This is a genomic window from Kibdelosporangium philippinense (assembly GCF_021390435.2).
Taxonomy (GTDB): domain Bacteria; phylum Actinomycetota; class Actinomycetes; order Mycobacteriales; family Pseudonocardiaceae; genus Kibdelosporangium; species Kibdelosporangium philippinense.
The window spans coordinates 662,420-680,457 of the sequence record NZ_JAJVCN010000001.1; the positions used below are offsets into that span (position 1 = coordinate 662,420).

At 64.8% G+C, this 18,038-nt stretch carries 18 protein-coding genes; 14 read left to right on the forward strand and 4 right to left on the reverse strand.

Annotation, left to right across the window (positions count from 1 at the left end):
- Window positions 1-17: 17 nt before the first annotated feature.
- The 3 genes from LWC34_RS03185 to LWC34_RS03195 are packed head-to-tail and all read left to right on the forward strand — an operon-like array spanning window position 18 to window position 2,125.
- Entirely contained in the window at window positions 18-995 is a 978-nt protein-coding gene (locus tag LWC34_RS03185; protein WP_233722896.1) for a sugar kinase, read from the forward strand.
- A complete protein-coding gene (locus LWC34_RS03190) occupies window positions 992-1,735 on the forward strand; it encodes an IclR family transcriptional regulator (protein WP_233722897.1) in 744 nt (247 codons plus the stop codon). Before LWC34_RS03185 ends, LWC34_RS03190 begins: the two co-directional genes overlap by 4 nt.
- A 12-nt stretch (window positions 1,736-1,747) precedes the next feature.
- Complete coding sequence (locus LWC34_RS03195) at window positions 1,748-2,125, forward strand: RidA family protein (RefSeq protein ID WP_233722898.1); 378 nt, start codon at window positions 1,748-1,750, stop codon at window positions 2,123-2,125.
- Between the two features lie 51 nt (window positions 2,126-2,176).
- Here LWC34_RS03195 and LWC34_RS03200 read toward each other — a convergent pair whose 3' ends face one another.
- Window positions 2,177-3,175: a helix-turn-helix transcriptional regulator gene (locus LWC34_RS03200; RefSeq protein WP_233722899.1), complete on the reverse strand. Its 999-nt coding sequence runs from the start codon at window positions 3,173-3,175 to the stop codon at window positions 2,177-2,179.
- An 87-nt stretch (window positions 3,176-3,262) separates the two neighbouring features.
- Here LWC34_RS03200 and LWC34_RS03205 point away from each other — a divergent pair, with 87 nt between their 5' ends.
- Complete coding sequence (locus LWC34_RS03205; protein WP_233722900.1) at window positions 3,263-3,670, forward strand: cupin domain-containing protein; 408 nt, start codon at window positions 3,263-3,265, stop codon at window positions 3,668-3,670.
- Entirely contained in the window at window positions 3,667-4,068 is a 402-nt protein-coding gene (locus LWC34_RS03210) for a DUF1304 domain-containing protein (RefSeq protein ID WP_233722901.1), read from the forward strand. The genes LWC34_RS03205 and LWC34_RS03210 overlap by 4 nt, the downstream gene beginning before the upstream one ends.
- A 46-nt stretch (window positions 4,069-4,114) precedes the next feature.
- Here LWC34_RS03210 and LWC34_RS03215 read toward each other — a convergent pair whose 3' ends face one another.
- The gene (locus tag LWC34_RS03215; RefSeq protein WP_233722902.1) at window positions 4,115-4,924 is read right to left on the reverse strand and encodes an IclR family transcriptional regulator; all 810 of its coding nucleotides are present in this window, start codon (window positions 4,922-4,924) and stop codon (window positions 4,115-4,117) included.
- A 155-nt stretch (window positions 4,925-5,079) separates the two neighbouring features.
- On the opposite strand from LWC34_RS03215, the gene LWC34_RS03220 reads away from it, so the two are divergent.
- Complete coding sequence (locus LWC34_RS03220) at window positions 5,080-6,732, forward strand: FAD-binding oxidoreductase (RefSeq protein WP_233722903.1); 1,653 nt, start codon at window positions 5,080-5,082, stop codon at window positions 6,730-6,732.
- Here LWC34_RS03220 and LWC34_RS03225 read toward each other — a convergent pair.
- Window positions 6,729-7,112 (reverse strand): nuclear transport factor 2 family protein, encoded by a 384-nt coding sequence (locus tag LWC34_RS03225; RefSeq protein WP_233722904.1) that lies wholly within the window; start codon window positions 7,110-7,112, stop codon window positions 6,729-6,731. The genes LWC34_RS03220 and LWC34_RS03225 overlap by 4 nt on opposite strands.
- A 78-nt stretch (window positions 7,113-7,190) precedes the next feature.
- On the opposite strand from LWC34_RS03225, the gene LWC34_RS03230 reads away from it, so the two are divergent.
- Together LWC34_RS03230 and LWC34_RS03235 are read left to right on the forward strand one after the other, a co-directional pair.
- Window positions 7,191-7,724, forward strand: coding sequence for a TetR/AcrR family transcriptional regulator (locus LWC34_RS03230; protein ID WP_233722905.1), 534 nt, complete (start codon window positions 7,191-7,193; stop codon window positions 7,722-7,724).
- Window positions 7,725-7,837: 113 nt separating this feature from the next.
- Entirely contained in the window at window positions 7,838-8,782 is a 945-nt protein-coding gene (locus LWC34_RS03235) for a hypothetical protein (RefSeq protein ID WP_233722906.1), read from the forward strand.
- A gap of 184 nt (window positions 8,783-8,966) precedes the next feature.
- Here LWC34_RS03235 and LWC34_RS03240 read toward each other — a convergent pair whose 3' ends face one another.
- Window positions 8,967-9,323 (reverse strand): DUF1844 domain-containing protein, encoded by a 357-nt coding sequence (locus LWC34_RS03240; protein WP_233722907.1) that lies wholly within the window; start codon window positions 9,321-9,323, stop codon window positions 8,967-8,969.
- A 279-nt stretch (window positions 9,324-9,602) separates the two neighbouring features.
- Here LWC34_RS03240 and infC point away from each other — a divergent pair, with 279 nt between their 5' ends.
- The 6 genes from infC to LWC34_RS03270 all read left to right on the forward strand — a co-directional run bounded on the left by infC (window position 9,603) and on the right by LWC34_RS03270 (window position 18,033).
- Window positions 9,603-10,166, forward strand: coding sequence for a translation initiation factor IF-3 (gene infC / locus LWC34_RS03245; RefSeq protein ID WP_443667750.1), 564 nt, complete (start codon window positions 9,603-9,605; stop codon window positions 10,164-10,166).
- Between the two features lie 76 nt (window positions 10,167-10,242).
- Entirely contained in the window at window positions 10,243-10,437 is a 195-nt protein-coding gene (gene rpmI / locus LWC34_RS03250; RefSeq protein ID WP_233722909.1) for a 50S ribosomal protein L35, read from the forward strand.
- A 60-nt stretch (window positions 10,438-10,497) separates the two neighbouring features.
- A complete protein-coding gene (rplT, locus tag LWC34_RS03255) occupies window positions 10,498-10,869 on the forward strand; it encodes a 50S ribosomal protein L20 (protein WP_233722910.1) in 372 nt (123 codons plus the stop codon).
- Window positions 10,866-11,672: a TrmH family RNA methyltransferase gene (locus LWC34_RS03260; protein ID WP_233726353.1), complete on the forward strand. Its 807-nt coding sequence runs from the start codon at window positions 10,866-10,868 to the stop codon at window positions 11,670-11,672. Before rplT ends, LWC34_RS03260 begins: the two co-directional genes overlap by 4 nt.
- Window positions 11,673-11,705: 33 nt before the next feature.
- The gene (locus LWC34_RS03265) at window positions 11,706-14,834 is read left to right on the forward strand and encodes a S8 family peptidase (protein WP_233722911.1); all 3,129 of its coding nucleotides are present in this window, start codon (window positions 11,706-11,708) and stop codon (window positions 14,832-14,834) included.
- A gap of 76 nt (window positions 14,835-14,910) precedes the next feature.
- On the forward strand, window positions 14,911-18,033 hold the full coding sequence (locus LWC34_RS03270) for a S8 family peptidase (protein ID WP_233722912.1): 3,123 nt from the start codon (window positions 14,911-14,913) through the stop codon (window positions 18,031-18,033).
- Window positions 18,034-18,038 lie beyond the last annotated feature (5 nt).

Consider the following 18,038-nt stretch of genomic DNA (forward strand, 5'->3'; position numbering starts at 1 on the left):
GCCGCTTGGGGGAAAGGATGGGAAAACCTGTGGAGACCGATGTGCTGTGCCTCGGTGAGTCCATGGCACTGTTCGTGCCGGGCGAACCGGGACCGGTAGACCAGGTCCGCACGTGGATCCGGACCGTCGGCGGCGCCGAGTCCAATGTGGCGTGCAACAGCGCCATGCTGGGCCTGCGGGCGAAGTGGGTCAGCGCGGTCGGCGCGGACGCCTTCGGCAAAGCCGTGGTCAACACGGTCGCGTCGCACGGGGTGGACGTGTCCGGGGTGGTGATCGATCCCGTCCGGCCGACCGGCCTGTACGTCAAGGAAAGCAACGCGGGCGGCAGCCCGGTCCGGTACTACCGGCGCGGTTCGGCCGCGTCCGGCATGGGGCCGTCGCTGCTTTCGCAACTGGACTTGAACGTCCGCGTACTGCACCTGACCGGCATCACGGCCGCGCTTTCGGACTCGTGCCTCGAGCTGACGCGTGCCCTCTTCGCGGCCCCTCGGAACACGTTCCGGCTGTCGTTCGACCTGAACTGGCGGCCCAAACTGTGGACTGATCGGGACACCTCGGTCTTGCGTGAACTCGCCAACTCGGCGGACATCGTGCTGGCAGGGGACGACGAGACGCAGGAAGTCTGGGGCACGAGCGACCCGGCGGAAATCCGCCGCATCCTGCCCGGCCCAGCGACGATCGTGGTCAAGCACGGTTCACGCGGGGCGACCTTGCTCGAAGGGGACGCCTCGGTTTTCCAACCCGCTCTGCGGGTCGATGTGGTCGAACCGGTAGGTGCGGGCGACGCGTTCGCCGCCGGGTTCCTGGCCGCGACCCTGGCCGGTGAGTCGCCGGTCAGACGGTTGCGATCCGGACATTTGCAGGCCGCCACGACATTGCGGACGCATGATGATGTCGGTACACCGCTACCGCCAGAGCTGGTGACATCCCTGCTCGACGCGGACGCGGCTGAGTGGGCGGACGCCCATCTCACCGAGCAGGGAGTCTTAGCATGAGCCAAAGCCTCGATCGGGCACTCACGCTTCTGGACGGTTTGGCCGAGGGGCCGCGCACGTTGGACCAGCTCGCCGAGACCATCGGCGTGCACAAATCGACGGTTTTGAGGCTGCTGCGGACCCTCGAATCGCATCGGTTCGTGCAACGTGAGGGCGTCCGCTACTACCGGCTCGGGACGGCCCTGTTTGACCTGGCTCACCGGTCGCTTGAGGACCGGGACGTACGCCGGAGCGTCGAACCCGCGTTGCGCGAGCTGAATGCTCAAACCGGACACACCGTGCACCTGGCTTCGTATGAGGACGGCGAAGTCGTGTACATCGACAAGTTCGAGAGCCGCCACCAAGTCCGGATGTACTCCCGGATCGGCAAACGGGCCCTGCTGCACTGCACGGCCGTCGCCAAGATCCTGGTCGCCGCGTTCCCCGAAGACCGCCGCCGCGAGATCGCATTCGGGATCAACTATGAGAAGAAGACCGAGAACACGATCCTGACTCCCGAGGCGTACCTCTCAGAACTGGCAACCGTTGCCGCACGCGGCTACGCCGTCGACAACTCCGAGCACGAGGACTTCATCCACTGTGTGGCCGCACCGATCCGCGGCCCCCGTGGCGAAGTTCTCGCCGCGATGTCGTTGTCGGTCCCGAAGGTACTGTTGGATCTTGACGGGTTGCTCGCGCTCGTTCCAGACCTGCTGCGCGCGGCGGAGAAAGCGTCCGCCGAATGCGGATATCACCGATAGGAGAGGAAGAACATGGCCAGGACCTTCATCCACCCCGAGGGCACCGTGAAGCCGGCGGTGCCGCTGAACCACGGGGTGCGGAAGGGCAACATCCTTCAGGTGGCCGGCCAGGTCGCGTTCAACGAGCAGGGTGAGGTCGTCGGCACCACCGTTGCCGAGCAGACCCGCCAGGTGCTCACGAACGTCAAGCGCGTCCTGGAAGCAGGCGGCGCCTCGTTGGACGACGTGGTGATGCTGCGCGCGTACCTGACCGACGTGTCCCACTTCGCCGAGTTCAATGAGGCGTACGCGGAGTTCCTCGGCGGCGACTTCCCCGCGCGGACAACGGTTTACGTCGGCCTGCCGCCCGGCCTGCTCGTCGAGATCGACGGCTTGGCAGTGGTGGACTGAGTGCCCAACAACCTCGTGAGTGGTTACGTGAGTTCTAACGCGGCTAACCACTCACGAGGTCAGTTTCGCGACCAGCTCGCCACGACTGCGCACATCGACCTTGCCGAACACGGACTTCAAGTGATCCTGGACGGTGTGCGCGGTGATGGCGAGCCTGGCCGCGATGTCCGAAGTGGACCGCCCAGCGATCACCTCGCGGCAAATGTCCCGTTCCCTTGTGGTCAAACCATAAGCGGCGAACAACACCCCGAGCAGCTCCATACCGGACGCGCGATCGAACGTCACGACAGTCTCGGCGAGGTCCGCGTCGGAGATGAGTTTGCTGCCCTGCACCAAGATCCAGCCCCCGGACGCGTCCCGGATCCGAGCACGGAACGTCCCCTGAGCCTGAGCGCCCACGGCAACCGCACGCAACATCACCAAGAACCGGCCGGGAGCGATCGTGTCCAATTCGGCCTGCCACTGCTGAGCCGCGGCCGTCACAGCCCTCGGCACACCCTGCGAGTCCACGACAACGATCGCGGCCTCCCCACCGCCACTTGGGCTGCATCGAGCGGCAACCCGGGTCGCGGCGGCCAGAGCGGGCGCGATCGAAGCCATGAACTCCACCTCGCGGTCGCTGAACGGATGAGTCCGGACCATCCCCGCAGCGCCCCAATAGGTGCCGTCGACGCGGAACATCGTCCGTAGCTCCGAATTCAAGCCCAACGGACGCCAGACCTCGTTGAACCGGCCGCTGTGCGACGTGTCCTCCAGCCGGGCGACCGGCTCGCTGCGTTGGGCGAGTTGGGCGAAGGTGTTCGGCTCATGGCCGTCGTACTCGAAGCTTGCGAGCAATGGCTCGTATTGTCCGGGGATTCGGTTCACGCCACTGGTCATCGAGCTGATCGCGGCGGTGTCCGGATCGAGGGAAGCCCAGCAGGCCAGCTCGACGGGGACAACCCGGTCGACCACGGCGATCGCCGCCGTGTGCAGCTCCGCGACACCGAGACCCGTCTTGACGAGTGCGGCGATGTCGCGTTTCGCGCCATCCGCGCGGCCTTCCCACATGTCTGGAAGTATGCGCCTGCCCGTGTGCACCCGATATCCCACAATTCCGGGATTTCATCGAAAACGGCCGGTTCATACCGTCGCTTCATGACTCACTTCAGCACAGCGGGTGAAGGACTGGAACTGTCCGCACCCGACGCACAGGTCACCGTCAAAATCGACGCGTCACACACCGGCGGCGCGTACGAGGTGTTCGAAATTGACGCACCCCGCGGCCCGGTGACACCACCTCACGGCACACCGTGGCCGAAGTCGTACTACGTGTTGCACGGGCGGATGGCCGTGCTCGTTTCGGGCGAGATCTATGACATGGGACCGGGTTCGTCGATCACGATCCCGCCGAACGCGATCCACACCTTCACTGTCCACACGCCATCGGTCCGGTTTCTGGCGCTCAGCATCACCGATGCCATGGGAAAGTTCTTCCGTGAATTGTCCACAGCGGAGAACCCTTACGAGGTAGCCGGTAAGCACGGCATCAAGGTGGAGTCATGACTCTCATCGCCACGGTTTTCGCCGGTATCGCCGCACTCGTGCACATCATCGCCTTCGCATGGGAGACAGTCCTTTTCCGCAGGGAAGGCGTGCACTGGGGCGTTTTCAAGATTCGCTCGGAGGATGTGCCAGCGGTACTGCTCTGGTCGTTCAACCAAGGCTTCTACAACCTGTTCCTTGCCGCGGGCACGGTCTTCGGACTGGTCTCTGTGCACAGTGGAAACGTGGAACTCGGGCGCGCGTTCGTGTTCTACACGTGTGGCTTCATGGTGTTGTCGGGAACCATGCTGTTCATCTCCAACCGTCTCGGCCTCGGCCGCGAAAAGGACGCCGACGTTTGGGGCCCGTTCGGTCAGGGCGTGCCGCCACTCGTCGCAATCATCGCGATGCTCGCCTGAGGCAACCCCGTACGGCCACCGAAGTGACCGTACGGGGAACGGCGAACTATTCCCGGGGGACCTCGGCTGGCACTTTGACCGAGCCGAAGACCCGGGAGATCTCCATGCTGTAGCGCATCACGATCGGACCGACCTCACGCACGCGGGCCGGTTTCATCCGGGATGCGAGTGACGACACCGAAAGCGCACCGATCACTTCGTCGCTGTGGTCGAAGATCGGTGCGGCGATACATCGCACTTCCTCCTCGTTCTCCCGGTCGTCGATGGCGTAGCCGCGGCGCCGGATGCGTTGCAGATCCGCGCGTAGTTCGGCGGGTTCGGCGAGCGTCCGATCGGTCACCGGCTGCAGGCCACGATCTATCGCCGCCTGAACCGCCTCTTCGGGCAGCCAGGCGAGGATCGCTTTTCCCACCGCTGTCCGATATGCGGGCACTCGGTTGCCTATCCGGGAAGCCATCCGTACCTGATGGTCGTTCTCGACCTTGTCGATGTAGACAACATCCGGCGGCTCGTACACGACCAAATGACAGGTCTCGCCAAGCGTGCGTTGCATGCGCCGCAACGGCTCCGCCGCCACGGTACGCAGATCCAACGACGCGAGGTAGGCCTGGCCGAGGCGCAAAGCGCCGTGGCCTAGCCGGAACCAGCCGGTTTGCCGGTCCCGGATGAGCAGATTTGTGTCGAGCAGGGGAGTTGTCAGGCGCAGCACGCTGCTCTTGCTGATCTTCAAGTCCTCGGCGATACGTGACAGCGGGACCCCGCGGGTCGCGTTCGCCCGGTCGGACACGTACTGGAGTACCGAAAGCGCGCGTCGTAGGGACGACGACTGGTTTCGCGAACTGGGCTGACTGGACACAGTGTGAAGCATGACACGTGGTCTGGACCTGTTACGCCGACAACACGACATTTTGCACTGCACAACAACCTGATCAACTCATGGCACGTCTGACCTGGGCGGTGGTCGTCTGGAAGGCGCTGGGGGTTGCACGCTTCAAAGGGGTGACAATCCAAATGAGTGAGGTCGGACGCCGCCGTTTTCTGGCGGGAGCCGGTGCCGCCGCGGTGGGGGTCGCGGTGACGAGCACGACCGCGGCGGCACAGGAAGCGGAGGCTGGGGTCAGCCTTCCGGCCACCACAGTGCGGCCGGGCGACGCGAGATACATCGACATGGTCCGTGGCACCAACCCACGGTGGATCGGCTCGCCGGAAGCCGTCCGCGTGGTCAACTCCACCGCGCAAGTCGTTGCCGCGGTGCAGGAGGCGGTGACCGCGGGCAAGCAGATCGGGATCAGGAGCGGTGGTCACTGCTACGAAGACTTTGTTTACAGTGGGAAGCAAGTAGTTCTCGATTTGTCCGAGTTGGACGATATCGGCTACGACCCGGCAGTGAACGCCATCTCGGTCGGTGCTGGTGCGAATCTTTTTCAGGTTTACGAGGCGCTGTACCGGGTTTGGGGTGTCATCATCCCGGGCGGCTCGTGCGCGACCGTCGGCGCGGGCGGGCACATCACGGGCGGTGGCTACGGTCTGAACTCCCGGCAGTTCGGGCTGACCGTCGACTATCTGTACGGCGTCGAGGTTGTCGTGGTCGACGCGACCGGCAAGGCACGGTCGGTCATCGCGACCCGCGAGGCCAACGACCCGAACCGGGAACTCTGGTGGGCGCACACCGGCGGTGGCGGCGGCAACTTCGGTGTCGTCACACGGTTCCTGCTGAAGTCCCGCACGGCGACCGGGACCGACCCGGCGACCTTCCTGCCCAAGCCGCCGTCCGAGATCTTCCTGCATTCGGTCGCGGTGAACTGGAAGGACCTTACCGAGGCGGAATTCGCCACGATCGTCGGCAACTTCGGCAAGTGGCACGAGCAGAACAGTGCGCCGGACTCGCCGTACGCCGGGCTGTTCGGTTTGCTCAAGCTGAACAAGCGGACACAGGACCCGATCACCAAAGAGATCGGCGGCCAGGTCGCGATGACCACGCAGGCCGACGCGACCGTGCCCAACGCCCGCAAGCTGCTGGACGACTTCGTGGCGTACGTCTTCAACGGCGTGCAGGCGTCACGAACGGCCAACATCACGCGGGCCGGTCACTTCGCGGCATTGCCGCAATTCGAAGAGCCGCAGCGGTTGCCGTGGCTCAACGGCACCTTTGCCTTGAGCGGCGGCGGATGGGAGTTCCGCGGCGACTACAAGTCGGCGTATATGCGGAAAGCGCACACCTCCGAGCAGATCGCGGCGATGTACAAGGCGTTGACGGCTGAGTACAACAACCCCAACGCCTTGGTGCAGATCGACTCGTACGGCTGCAAAATCAACTCGGTGGCGTCGACGGACACCGCTGTGCCGCAGCGGGACTCGATCATGAAGTTGCAGTATCAGGTGTACTGGAAGGATCCGGCGGAGGACGCGCGACACCTCCAGTGGTTCCGCGACTTCTACTCGTCGGTGTACGCCTCGACCGGTGGTGTGCCGGTGCCCAACGCGGTGACCGACGGGTGTTACGTGAACTATCCGGACATCGACTTGCAGGATCCGACGTTCAACAAGTCCGGCGTGCCGTGGTCGACCTTGTACTACAAGGGAAGCTACCCGCGCCTGCGTCAGGTGAAGGCGAAGTACGACCCACGTAACGTCTTCCGGCACCGCCAGTCGATCGAGCCTTAGCCAACACCCGCGGCGGCCATCCGGGCGGTGTCCTGATATTCGCGCCAGTGCACGACTTTGCCGTTGCGCACGGTCAGGACGCCGATGAACCGGGCCGAGTGCCGTTCTCCGGTGGCGTTCACGATGCCAGCCAGTTCGTACTCCACCACGATGACATCGGGCTCGATGGTGTCGTGGATGGCGATGGTCGTGCATTCGGTGAGCGTCACCGGCAGAGCGGCCCGGCCCGCCCTGGCGATCTCGCGAAAGTTCTCCGCGCCGCGGATCCGCTTCGTCACGCCGAAGGGCGTCTCCACAACGAGATCCGGCGCCCAGATGTAGTGCTCGGTTCCGGTCAGCCAGAAGTCCCGCATCTTCTCGAACGCCTCGCGAGGTGTCATCGACCCTCCAGGGTTAAGATGAGTAGTGACTCACTTTCGACGATAGTGAGTGACGACTCATCTTGTCAAAGGGGAGCCATGCGTGCCGACGCCCTGCGCAACCGGGCCAAGATCCTCGCCGCCGCCGAGGAAGTCTTCGTCGAGTCCGGCGCCGATGCGTCCACAGAGGAGGTAGCCAGGCGCGCTGGCGTCGCCATCGGCACTGTCTTCCGGCACTTCCCGACCAAGAACGACCTGCTCGCCGCGATGATGAAGGAACTGGCGGCCCGGCTGGCCCGCGACGCGGAAACGCTTGCCGCCGAAGGCGATCCGGAAACAGCGTTCTTCACATTCTTCACCCAGGCCGTGGAACAGGCCGCTGGCAGGAAAACCGTGGTCGAACTGTTGGGTGTGGACATAGAGGTCGGCAGTCAGGCACAGCTCCTGCGCGCTGCGATCGGCACGCTTCTGGTGAACGCACAGGAAGTTGGCGCGGTCCGTGACGACGTGCGACTCGACGAAGTCATGGCCTTGTTCACCGCCGCCGCGCACGGGGCGCTGCACGCGGGCTGGAGCCGTGACCTTCGCGCGCGCACCCTCAGCATCGTTTTCGCTGGCCTGAGGCCGTTCTAAAAAATTCTCAGATCCGCCTGAACCGCTGTCGGGGGTCAGCTCGTGTTGTGGGTGAGCGACCACCGCCCCGCAGAGATGCGACAGGGGCATCAGCGGGAGAAGGGATCCTAGTCATGGCATCAGCTCGGGTGAGGCACATCCTTGCCACCGCGGCAGCTGTCGGCGCCGTGCTGGCCACCGCGGCGTGCGGGGCGAGCCCCACAGCGACGCCAGCGGCCAATCAGCGGCAGCTCCAGCAGCAACCGCCGACCGTCGCAGCGCCGACCGGGACGGTGCCCGTCGACGACGCGCCAACCGGGAACGCGGCAGGCACTTCTGGTTTGAAGGCAACGGAATCCGGTGCGCTCGGCACGATTCTGACCGACGCCGAAGGCAAAGCGATCTACCGCTTCGACAAGGACACCCCCAAGCCGCCGAAGTCGAACTGTGCGGACGCGTGTGAGAAGGCGTGGCCGATCGTCGCCTTCAACGAGAACATGACGCTCGAAGGCGTCGAGAAGGCACAGATCGGTTCGATCGACCGTCCCGACGGCAAGAAGCAGCTGACCGTCGCGGGCTGGCCCGCGTACTACTACGAGAAGGACACCAAGGCTGGCGACGTGACCGGTGAAGCGGTCGGCGGCGTCTGGTGGACGATGGCCCCCAACGGCACCCGCGCCAAGGACAAGGTGAAGGCTGCCGCGCCGGGAACGACCGTGGTGCGTGCGATGGACGTCAAGCCGTTCGGCAAGGTGCTGACCGATGACAAGGGCTTCACGCTCTACATCTTCGACAAGGACACCAAGGATCCGTCGGCGTCGAACTGCGACGGCGACTGCGCCAAGGCATGGCCGCCGCTGAAGGCCGAGGACAACATCATCGCCGAGGGCGTCGACAAGAGCCTGATCGGTTCGGTCACCCGTAAGGACGGCACCAAGCAGGTGACGGTCGCGGGTTCCCCGGTCTACCGCTTCGCCAAGGACACCGCGCCGTGCCAGGCCAACGGTGAAGGCGTGCAGGGTGTCTGGTTCGTGGCCGGCACGGACGGCAAGAAGGCCAAGGACAAGCTGAAGAAGTAGTCCCCACAGATCATGTGATCCGGCGCTGGCCTCCCCTCCTGCGCCTCACCGGCGCCGGGTCACAGTTGGGTCCGACCCCCAACACATATGCGGCCCCCGGGACCTCCCGGGGGCCGTTTTCGCAGGTAGCTCCTCGTGAGTGGTTAGGCGTGTTAGAACACGCCTAACCACTCACGAGGGTTTTTCAGTAGACGGGGCCGGTGTATTTCTCGCCCGGACCGGCGCCTGGCTCGTCCGGGAACGCGGAGCCTTCGCGGAACGCTCGTTGCAGGGACTGCAGGCCCTCGCGCAGGGGCCCGGCGTGCGGGCCGAGATACTCGACGGAAGCGGTCACCAGGCCGGCGAGGGCCGTGATCAGGCGGCGGGCTTCGTCAAGGTCGCGGCGAGGGGACTCGTCCGGATCCGGGTCCGCGAGGCCGAGGCGCTCGGCGGCGGCCGACATGAGCATCACAGCTGCCCGGCTGATCACCTCAACACTGGGAATGTCGCCTAGGTCACGAGCGTTGTCACTGGTGGCAGGGTCTGCGGCGGGGTCGTTCACAGTCTGGTACCCTTCCACGTGCGACCAGCCCCTGTACCCACGGGGGCGGCAAGTGGAGCCCCGCTCCCACCCGCGTCACCGCTTGAGGTGTCCGGGTCCGGTCTTTATCGCAGCAGCGTGAGCTTGCTGCGGCGCGACGTGCGTGCATGTCGTGGATCGGTGTAGGCAGCGGGCCCCGCGTCAGAAATGACGGCGGGGCCTGACGCGTTACTGGGGTCACACCGCAGGCCGCAGCGTAGAGACACAAAGAGACTTTGTACTCGGGAAAGAGGAGGCACCATCAGCTCCGAGTCACGTATTAACGACCGCATCCGGGTGCCGGAGGTCCGCCTTGTCGGGCCGAACGGCGAGCAGGTCGGGATCGTCCGTATCGAGGACGCGCTCCGCCTCGCTCAGGAGGCGGATCTCGACCTCGTCGAGGTGGCCCCGCAGGCCCGCCCGCCTGTCTGCAAGCTCATGGACTACGGCAAGTTCAAGTACGAGAGCGCGCAGAAGGCTCGCGAGTCCCGGCGCAACCAGGTACTCACGGTGATCAAGGAGCAGAAGCTCCGGCCGAAGATCGACCCGCACGACTACGAGACCAAGAAGCGCGCGGTTGTCCGCTTCCTCGAGCACGGCAACAAGGTCAAGATCACCATCATGTTCCGTGGCCGTGAGCAGTCCCGCCCGGAGCTCGGATACCGGTTGTTGCAGCGGTTGGCCGACGACGTGGCCGAGTTGGGGGTCATCGAGTCCTCACCGAAGCAAGACGGCCGAAACATGATCATGGTTCTGGCGCCGCACAAGAACGCCAAGCCGAAGACGAAGGCGACGACGCCGCAGGAGCCAGACCCCGCCGAGTAAGTACTCGGGGTCACCTGAAGTAGACAGCGCTTCCGCCCGGGAATCCACGGGCGGAAGCACCTAGATGAGGACGACCATGCCTAAGAACAAGACGCACAAGGGCACTGCCAAGCGCTTTCGCGTGACCGCCAAGGGCAAGCTGAAGCGCGAGCAGGCCGGCCGGCGGCACATCCTGGAGAAGAAGCCCAGCAAGCTGACCCGTCGCCTTGAGGGCACGACCGACGTCTCCCAGAACGACGAGAAGCGCGTCAAGCGCCTCCTCGGCATCTGAGCAGTCCCTGACCACTAGGGGCAGCCCCGAAAGCCCCATCGAGATAAACAGGATGGACCCGTGGCACGCGTCAAGCGGGCAGTCAACGCCCAGAAGAAGCGCCGCACGACCCTTGAGCTGGCCAGTGGCTACCGCGGCCAGCGCTCGCGGCTGTACCGCAAGGCCAAGGAGCAGGTGCTCCACTCGCTGAACTACGCATACCGCGACCGCCGCGCCCGCAAGGGTGACTTCCGGCAGCTGTGGATCACGCGTATCAACGCGGCAGCCCGCCAGAACGGCATGACCTACAACCGCTTCATCCAGGGCCTGAAGGTCGCTGGTATCGAGGTTGACCGCAAGATCCTCGCCGAGCTCGCGGTGAGTGACCCGGCCGCGTTCACCGCGCTGGTCGAGGTGTCCCGCGCGAACGTTCCGGCGCAGGAGAAGGCCTGAGCAAGAACATACAGCGACCCGGGGCAGCAGAGCTCTTCACCGAGCGAACGCCCCGGGTCGCTGCTGCGCGTCAACTGACCAAACGCGCGGGCAGGGAAAAGGCTGGCCGGTTCCTTGCCGAAGGCGCGCAGGCAGTCCGGGAAGCGTTGCGGTACGGCCAAGTCTACGAGGTCTTCGTGACCGAGGTAGCCGCCAGCCGGAACGCTGAGCTCGTCGACGAGGCCCGTGCCGCGGGCATCGTAGTGTCCACTGTGACCGATCGAGCCGCTGACGGGCTCTCGGAAACCGTGACACCGCAAGGCATTGTCGCGGTCTGCGAACTGCTTGACGTGCCGCTGGACGAGGCGCTCGTCGAACCGAAGCTGGTCGCGGTGCTCGTTGGCGTGTCCGATCCGGGCAATGCGGGCACGGTCACCAGGGTCGCTGATGCGGCTGGCGCATCCGCCGTGATTTTCGCCGGTGACACCGTCGATCCACACAACGGCAAGTGCGTACGTGCTTCCACCGGCAGTGTTTTCCACCTGCCGCTGGCGCGTTCCCGCAACACCGCAGCGGTTTTCGATGCCTGCCGGAAAGCCGGGTTGCGGCTGGTCGCGGCCGACGGGCATGCCAAGACGGATCTCACGCGGGTGGACTTGAGCCAGCCGACCGCGTGGGTGTTCGGCAGTGAGGCGCACGGGCTGGATGCCGAGGTGCTCGCGGCCGTCGACGACGTGGTGAATGTCCCGATCTTCGGGAAGGCGGAGAGTTTGAACCTGGCAACCGCCGCCGCGGTCTGTCTTTACGCCGGGCACTTACGGTAAACAACTTCCCAACTGCTCCGGAAGGAGATCGTGTTGGGACGCGTACTCGCAGCCGCCCTTGTTTTGACGTTGCTCCCGGTCCTCGCGCCAACCGCCGCGAGTGAACCGGCAACCGACGAGATCACCTTGATCACGGGTGATCGGGTGCTGCTGAGAGCGGGCGCGGTCTCGCCCATGCCAGGCAAAGGCCGCCAAGGTATGGGCTTTCGGACGTACGAAGTCGCAGGTCACCGCTATGTCATCCCGCTCGATGCGCTGGAGCGGGTCTCGGCGGGAAAACTGGACCGGCGACTGTTCGACGTCACGTCCCTCAAAGCCTTCGGCTACGCCAAAACCCCGAGTGTGCCGTTGATCATCGAGGGCAACGCCATGACGGCCATGAAAGGCCAGTCATGGCCGAGCCTGCAGACCAGTCCGGACAAGGTCTGGCTGGACGGCAAACGCGAACTCTCGCTTGCTGAGAGCGTCCCGCAGATCGGGGCACCGGCGGCCTGGCAATCCGGATTCACCGGCAAAGGCGTGACGGTCGCGGTGCTGGACACCGGAATCGACGCTACGCACAAGGATTTCACCGGGCGCATCGCGGACAGGCGCGACTTCACCGATGACAAAGACAAAGAAGCCGATGACAAGGACGGCCACGGAACCCACGTGGCCTCAACGATCGCGGGCAGTGGAGCCGCGTCGAACGGCAAGTACAAGGGCGTGGCGCCGGACGCGACCCTGGTGGTCGGCAAGGTCTGCGGCGCCGACGGCTGCCCGGAAAGCGCCATTCTGAAAGGCATGGAGTGGGCCGCGCGTGAGAAGAAAGCGCAGGTTGTGAACCTGAGCCTGGGTGGACCGGACGCCGAGGAGATCGACCCGCTCGAAGCCGCGATCAACAAGCTCAGCGCCGAAACCGGCGCCCTTTTCGTTGTCGCTGCTGGCAACAAAGGCCCGCGCCGCGAGACAGTCAGCTCACCAAGCACGGCCGACGCGGCGCTTTCCGTTGGCGCAGTGGACAAGAAGGACGATGAAGCCTTCTACTCCAGCCGTGGCCCACGCGGCGACGGCGCGATCAAACCCGAGATCGCCGCGCCGGGGACATCCATCGTCGCCGCACTGGCCCGCAACAGCGAATCCGAGCCGGTCGACAAGTTCTACACCCGCAACAGCGGCACCTCGATGGCCACGCCACACGTCTCTGGTGCCGCGGCTTTGCTTGCCCAGCAACGACCTGGCATCAAATCGGCCGAGCTGAAGTCCACTTTGGTCTCCTCGGCGGCACCGCTGAAGTTCGACGCGCACGCCATCGGCGCGGGCAGGCTGGACGTTGCCCGAGCGATGAAGCAGACCGTGGTGGCCGTGAACAACTCGGTCAACCTTGGCCTGCAACGCTGGCCACACGATGACGACAAACCCGTCAGCGGCACGGTCACCTATCGCAACACCGGAACTTCCCCAGTCACGTTAACCCTGACAACTGCCGCGCCTTACAGTGCCTCGCCGGAACTCACGGTCCCGGCAGGCGGCGAAGCCACGGCGACCGTCACCGCGGACACCAGGACCGGGCCGGACGGGCACATCACCGGCCTGCTCACCGCGACCGCCGGTGAAACCAGGGTTGTCACGCCGTTGACAGTGAACAAAGAGGTCGAGAGTTACGACCTGCGGATGACCCAGATCGGGCGCGACGGCAAAGCCGCGCCGATCGTCTCGGCCGTGCTGCTCGGAATGGACAACGGACAGACGTACTACCCGTTCGACCTCGACGGCTCGGTCGTACAGCGCCGTCCCAAAGGCAGGTACATTGTGGACAGCCACGTGCCTGCGAAGGACAGCTACAGCCACATCATCGTGCCGACGCTGACGCTGGACCGCGACCAAGATCTCACCCTGGATGCCCGTCAGGCCAAGCTCGTCAAGCCTGCCGTGCCGAACACAGGAGTCGGTGCGGCCCTGCTCGATGTTGGGTTGATCCGGTCCTTTGCCGTGAACGGCGGACGCGGCGGCCTGTTGACCGGCGCGATTCTGTATGACGGAATCCCGTTCTACAGCTTCTACCAAGGTGAGCCATTGCCGCCGGAAGATCTCGAAGCTTGGATGGCGTTCAAAATCGCAGAGCCCGACAAGGAAGGCGACTTCACGAAGTCGCCGGTCATGTATCACCTGCTGTGGCAGGACCACGGCGTTTACCCGACCGGGTTCGAGCCTGTGGTGAAACAGGAAGAACTGGCCGAGGTCCGGCAGCACTATCACGCGACCGAGGCCGGCAAGTACGCGTACACCTGGACTCTCGGGTATCTCGAAGGCCTCGGTCACACGGCCGCGGGCGGTCCGATCGGCGTGAATCTGCCCTTCCAGCGCACGGATTACTTCCAGACCGGACGGACCTGGGAGCAGAGTCTCGCGCAGTATCAGGACAAGGACGCCGATCGCGAGATCAGCAACCTCTACAGCCGCCGCGAAGTCCTCAAGCCAGGCACGAGCGTTGTCCGGCACTGGAACAGGGCCGTGTTCACGCCTGGTTTCGACACGGTCGACGCGCCCGCGTCCTACCGGTCGACCAGGACCGGCGACAAGATGAACATCTTCGCCGCGCCCTATGTGGACTCGACGACCGGCCGTACCGGCTACCCGATGAGCGGCGAACGCAAGAGCCGCATAGCTTTGTACCGGGACGGCGTCCTGGTCGCCGAGAAGCCCGACATGTTCCAGAGCCTGTTCGAGGGCTTGCCGGAAGCCGAGGCGACCTATCGGGCCGAGTTGTCCATGCAGCTGGATCCGAAGTTGTTCCCGTTGTCCACCAAGACGAACACCGAATGGACGTTCCGCTCGGCCGCGACCAAGGAGACAGAGGCGTTGCCTCTGATGAACGTCCGGATCGCGCCCAACGTGGACGCGAACAACGCCGCCAAGGTGAACCAGCTGCTGGTCATTCCCGTGACCCTGCGACGCAATCCTGGCAGCGCGCCGGCCAAGGTGACCGATGTGGGCATCGAGGTGTCGTTCGACGACGGCGCGTCATGGCGGGAAATCCCAGTCTATCCAGGAAATGACATCTGGTACGGCCTCGAGGCCAACCAAGTGTCCAACAGCTACGCGTCGCTGCGCGTGACCGCGACCGATGAGGCAGGGAACAAAGTCCAACAGACAGTTCTGCACGCGTACCGAGTTATCTAGTTCGCGACTTACGGACCTAGGCAACACCTTCGCGCCTTCATACCTTTTGCGTACACACTCGCTGAAGGAGTTGGTGTTGAGAATCCACGCCTTGGTCACAGCCGGCTTGATAGCCGGACTATTACCCGCTCTGCCAACGGAAGCAGTCGCGGCACCCGAACAGCCGAAGACCCTCACGCTGGTGACCGGGGACCGGATCGCCGTACAGGGCAAGGACGTCCAGCCGCTGCCCACGCCGGGCCGCGCGGGCGTCGTCTTCCACAGCTACGAACTCGCTGGTCACAAGTACGTCGTGCCGATGGACGCGGCGGAACCGATCGCGGCGGGCCGTCTCGACCGAAGGCTCTTCGATGTGACGTCCCTGCTGGAGTTCGGCTACGCCGACACCGCGGACCTCCCGGTGATCGTCGAGGGCCAGCGGATGCAGGCCAAGCGCGTGCCGAAAGGCCAGGCCTGGCAGGAGTTGAAGACCAGTCAGGACAAGGTCTGGCTGGACGGCAAGCGCAAGCTCAGCCTGAAGGAAAGTGTCCCGCAGATCGGCACGCCCGCCGCGTGGCAGGCGGGTTTCACCGGCAAGGGCGTGACGGTCGCGGTGCTGGACACCGGGATCGACGCGACCCATCCTGACTTCAAAGGCCGGATCGCGGACGCCAAGGACTTCACCACCGACCAGAATCCCGACGACACCTTCGGGCACGGCACGCACGTCGCGTCCACGATCGCGGGCGAGGGCAAATACCGTGGCGTGGCACCGGAAGCGACGCTCGTGGTCGGCAAGGTCTGCCTGCCGACCGGTTGCCCGGACAGCGCGATCCTCGAAGCGATGGAATGGGCCGCGAAGGAGAAGAAGGCTCAGATCATCAACATGAGCCTGGGCGGCCAGAACGGCCCGGACGTCGACCCGCTCGAAGCCGCCGTCGACCGGCTGACCGCTGAGACCGGCGCCCTGTTCGTGATCGCCGCGGGCAACCAGGCTTACCGTCCCGAATCGGTCAGCTCGCCCAGCACCGCCGACGCGGCGCTTTCCGTTGGCGCGGTGAGCAAGCAGAACGCCATCGAGGCGTACTCCAATGAAGGTCCACGGGCAGGCGACGGCGCGATCAAGCCCGAGGTAGCCGCACCGGGCACCAACATCGTCGCGGCTCGTGCGACCAACAGTGGGCTGCCGCCGGTCGACGAGATCTACACGATGGCCAGCGGCACCTCGATGGCCACGCCGCACGTGGCAGGCGTGGCTGCTTTGCTGCTCCAGCAACGGCCGACCCTCAAGGCAGCCGAACTGAAGTCGCTGCTGATCGGCTCGTCGACCGGTGAAGGCGCGGTGTACTCGGTCGGTTCCGGCCGCGTGGACGTCGCCCGCGCGATCAAGCAGGACCTGACGGCCACCAACTCGGTGAACTTCGGTGCGCAGCCGCACAACAGCTCCGAGCCGATCCGCAAGACCGTGACGTACCAGAACTCTGGTACGGCCCCGAAGACGCTGTCCCTGAGCACCACGGAGTCCGTGTTCTCCGTCGAGCCGAAGGAGATCACGGTCCCAGCGGGCGGCACGGCCGAGGTCACGGTCGTCGCCCAGACGACCACGGCCGGGCACGTCAGCGGACGCTTGGTCGCGACCGCGGGCGAGGCCAGGGTCATCACGCCGATGACCGTGAACAAGGAAACTGAGAGCTACAACCTGACGATCACGCAGATCGGCCGGGACGGAAAGCCCGCCCCGATCGAAGCGATGTCGGTGGTCAACACGTACACCATGGCCGCGGACTTCCCGAACAACGAGTCCGGCACGGTGACACTGCGCCGCCCCAAGGGCAAGTACATGGTGGACGCGGTGATCATGACTGACACCGAGATCTCGCACGTTCCGTACCTGTCGCTCGACCTCGACCGCGACACCCAGATCACGTTGGACGCCAGGGCAGCCAAGCTGGTCCGGCCGTCGGTGCGGGGCGTGCAGGGCGAGCTGGCGCTGCAGGACGTCGGTTACTACCGCTACTTCGACTCCCAGCATGGCCGGATCGCGCTGGGTTCGGGCATCCAGCAGTTCGGCTTCGGCGAGAAGGTGACGCCGTTCTACACCACGCAGTTCGGCCCGGCGGTGCCGAAGGAGGACCTGGAAGCGTGGGTGAACGTCAAGGTCGCCGACCCGATGAAGGACATCTCGTACATCAACAGTCCGTACGTCTACCACATGTTCTGGGGTATGCGAGGCACGTACCCGACCGGCTTCGCACCCGAGACGAAGCAGCGTGAATACGCTGCCGTCAAACAGAACTACGCGAGGATGACACCCGGGAAGTACGGCTACACGTGGTCGTTCGGCTCATCGCCTGAGGTGGACCGGCGCAGCGCCGTGCCACTGCAGATGACGTTGCCGTTCTCGCGGACCGAGTACTACCTGGCCGATGGTCCCCAGTGGTACCAGAGCTTCCACCAGGGGACTGAGCCGTTGTCCTTCCCGGACGTCAGCAATGTCGAGGAGAAGTCGAAGCAGAAGCTGGTTGCCGGGCAGACGACCGTGAAGAACTGGAACAAGGGAGTGTTCGGGCCGTCGTTCGCGCCGGAAGGCTCACCGCTGAACTACAGCTCGGTCCGCGTCGGCGACACGATGTGGATTCACGCACCCGGCTACTCGGACGGAACCCCCGGCCGCATGGGCTATCCGATGAAGTCCAAGTCCAGCAAGATCGCGCTGTACCGGGACGGAAAGCTGGTGTCCGAACGGGACAGTCTGTTCTCCAACCGGTTCGACGCGCTGCCCCAGCAGCAGACGACCTACCGTGCCGAGGTCACGCTGGAGCTGCAGCCGGACTTCCTGCCGTTGTCCAGCAAGACGCACACGGCGTGGACGTTCAAGTCGGCAACGGTCGAGAAGGCCCAGCTGCCGTTGTTCACGGCTCGCATCTCGCCCAACTTGGACATGACCAACACTGCCAAGGCGAACTGCCTGCTGATGCTGCCGATCAAGTTCGAGCACAACCCCGGCAGCGTCGCGTCTCCGGTGAAGTCGGTGACCCTTGAAGCTTCGTTCGACGGAAAGAACTGGCACAAGGTCCCGGTCATCCACGCCGGTGACACGTGGTACGGCCTGGAAATGAACAACACCAAGGCCAAGTTCGCGTCCCTGCGGCTGACAGCGACCGACAAGGCGGGCACGAAGGTCGAACAGACCTTCACCAACGCCTACCGAATCGGTTAAAACCT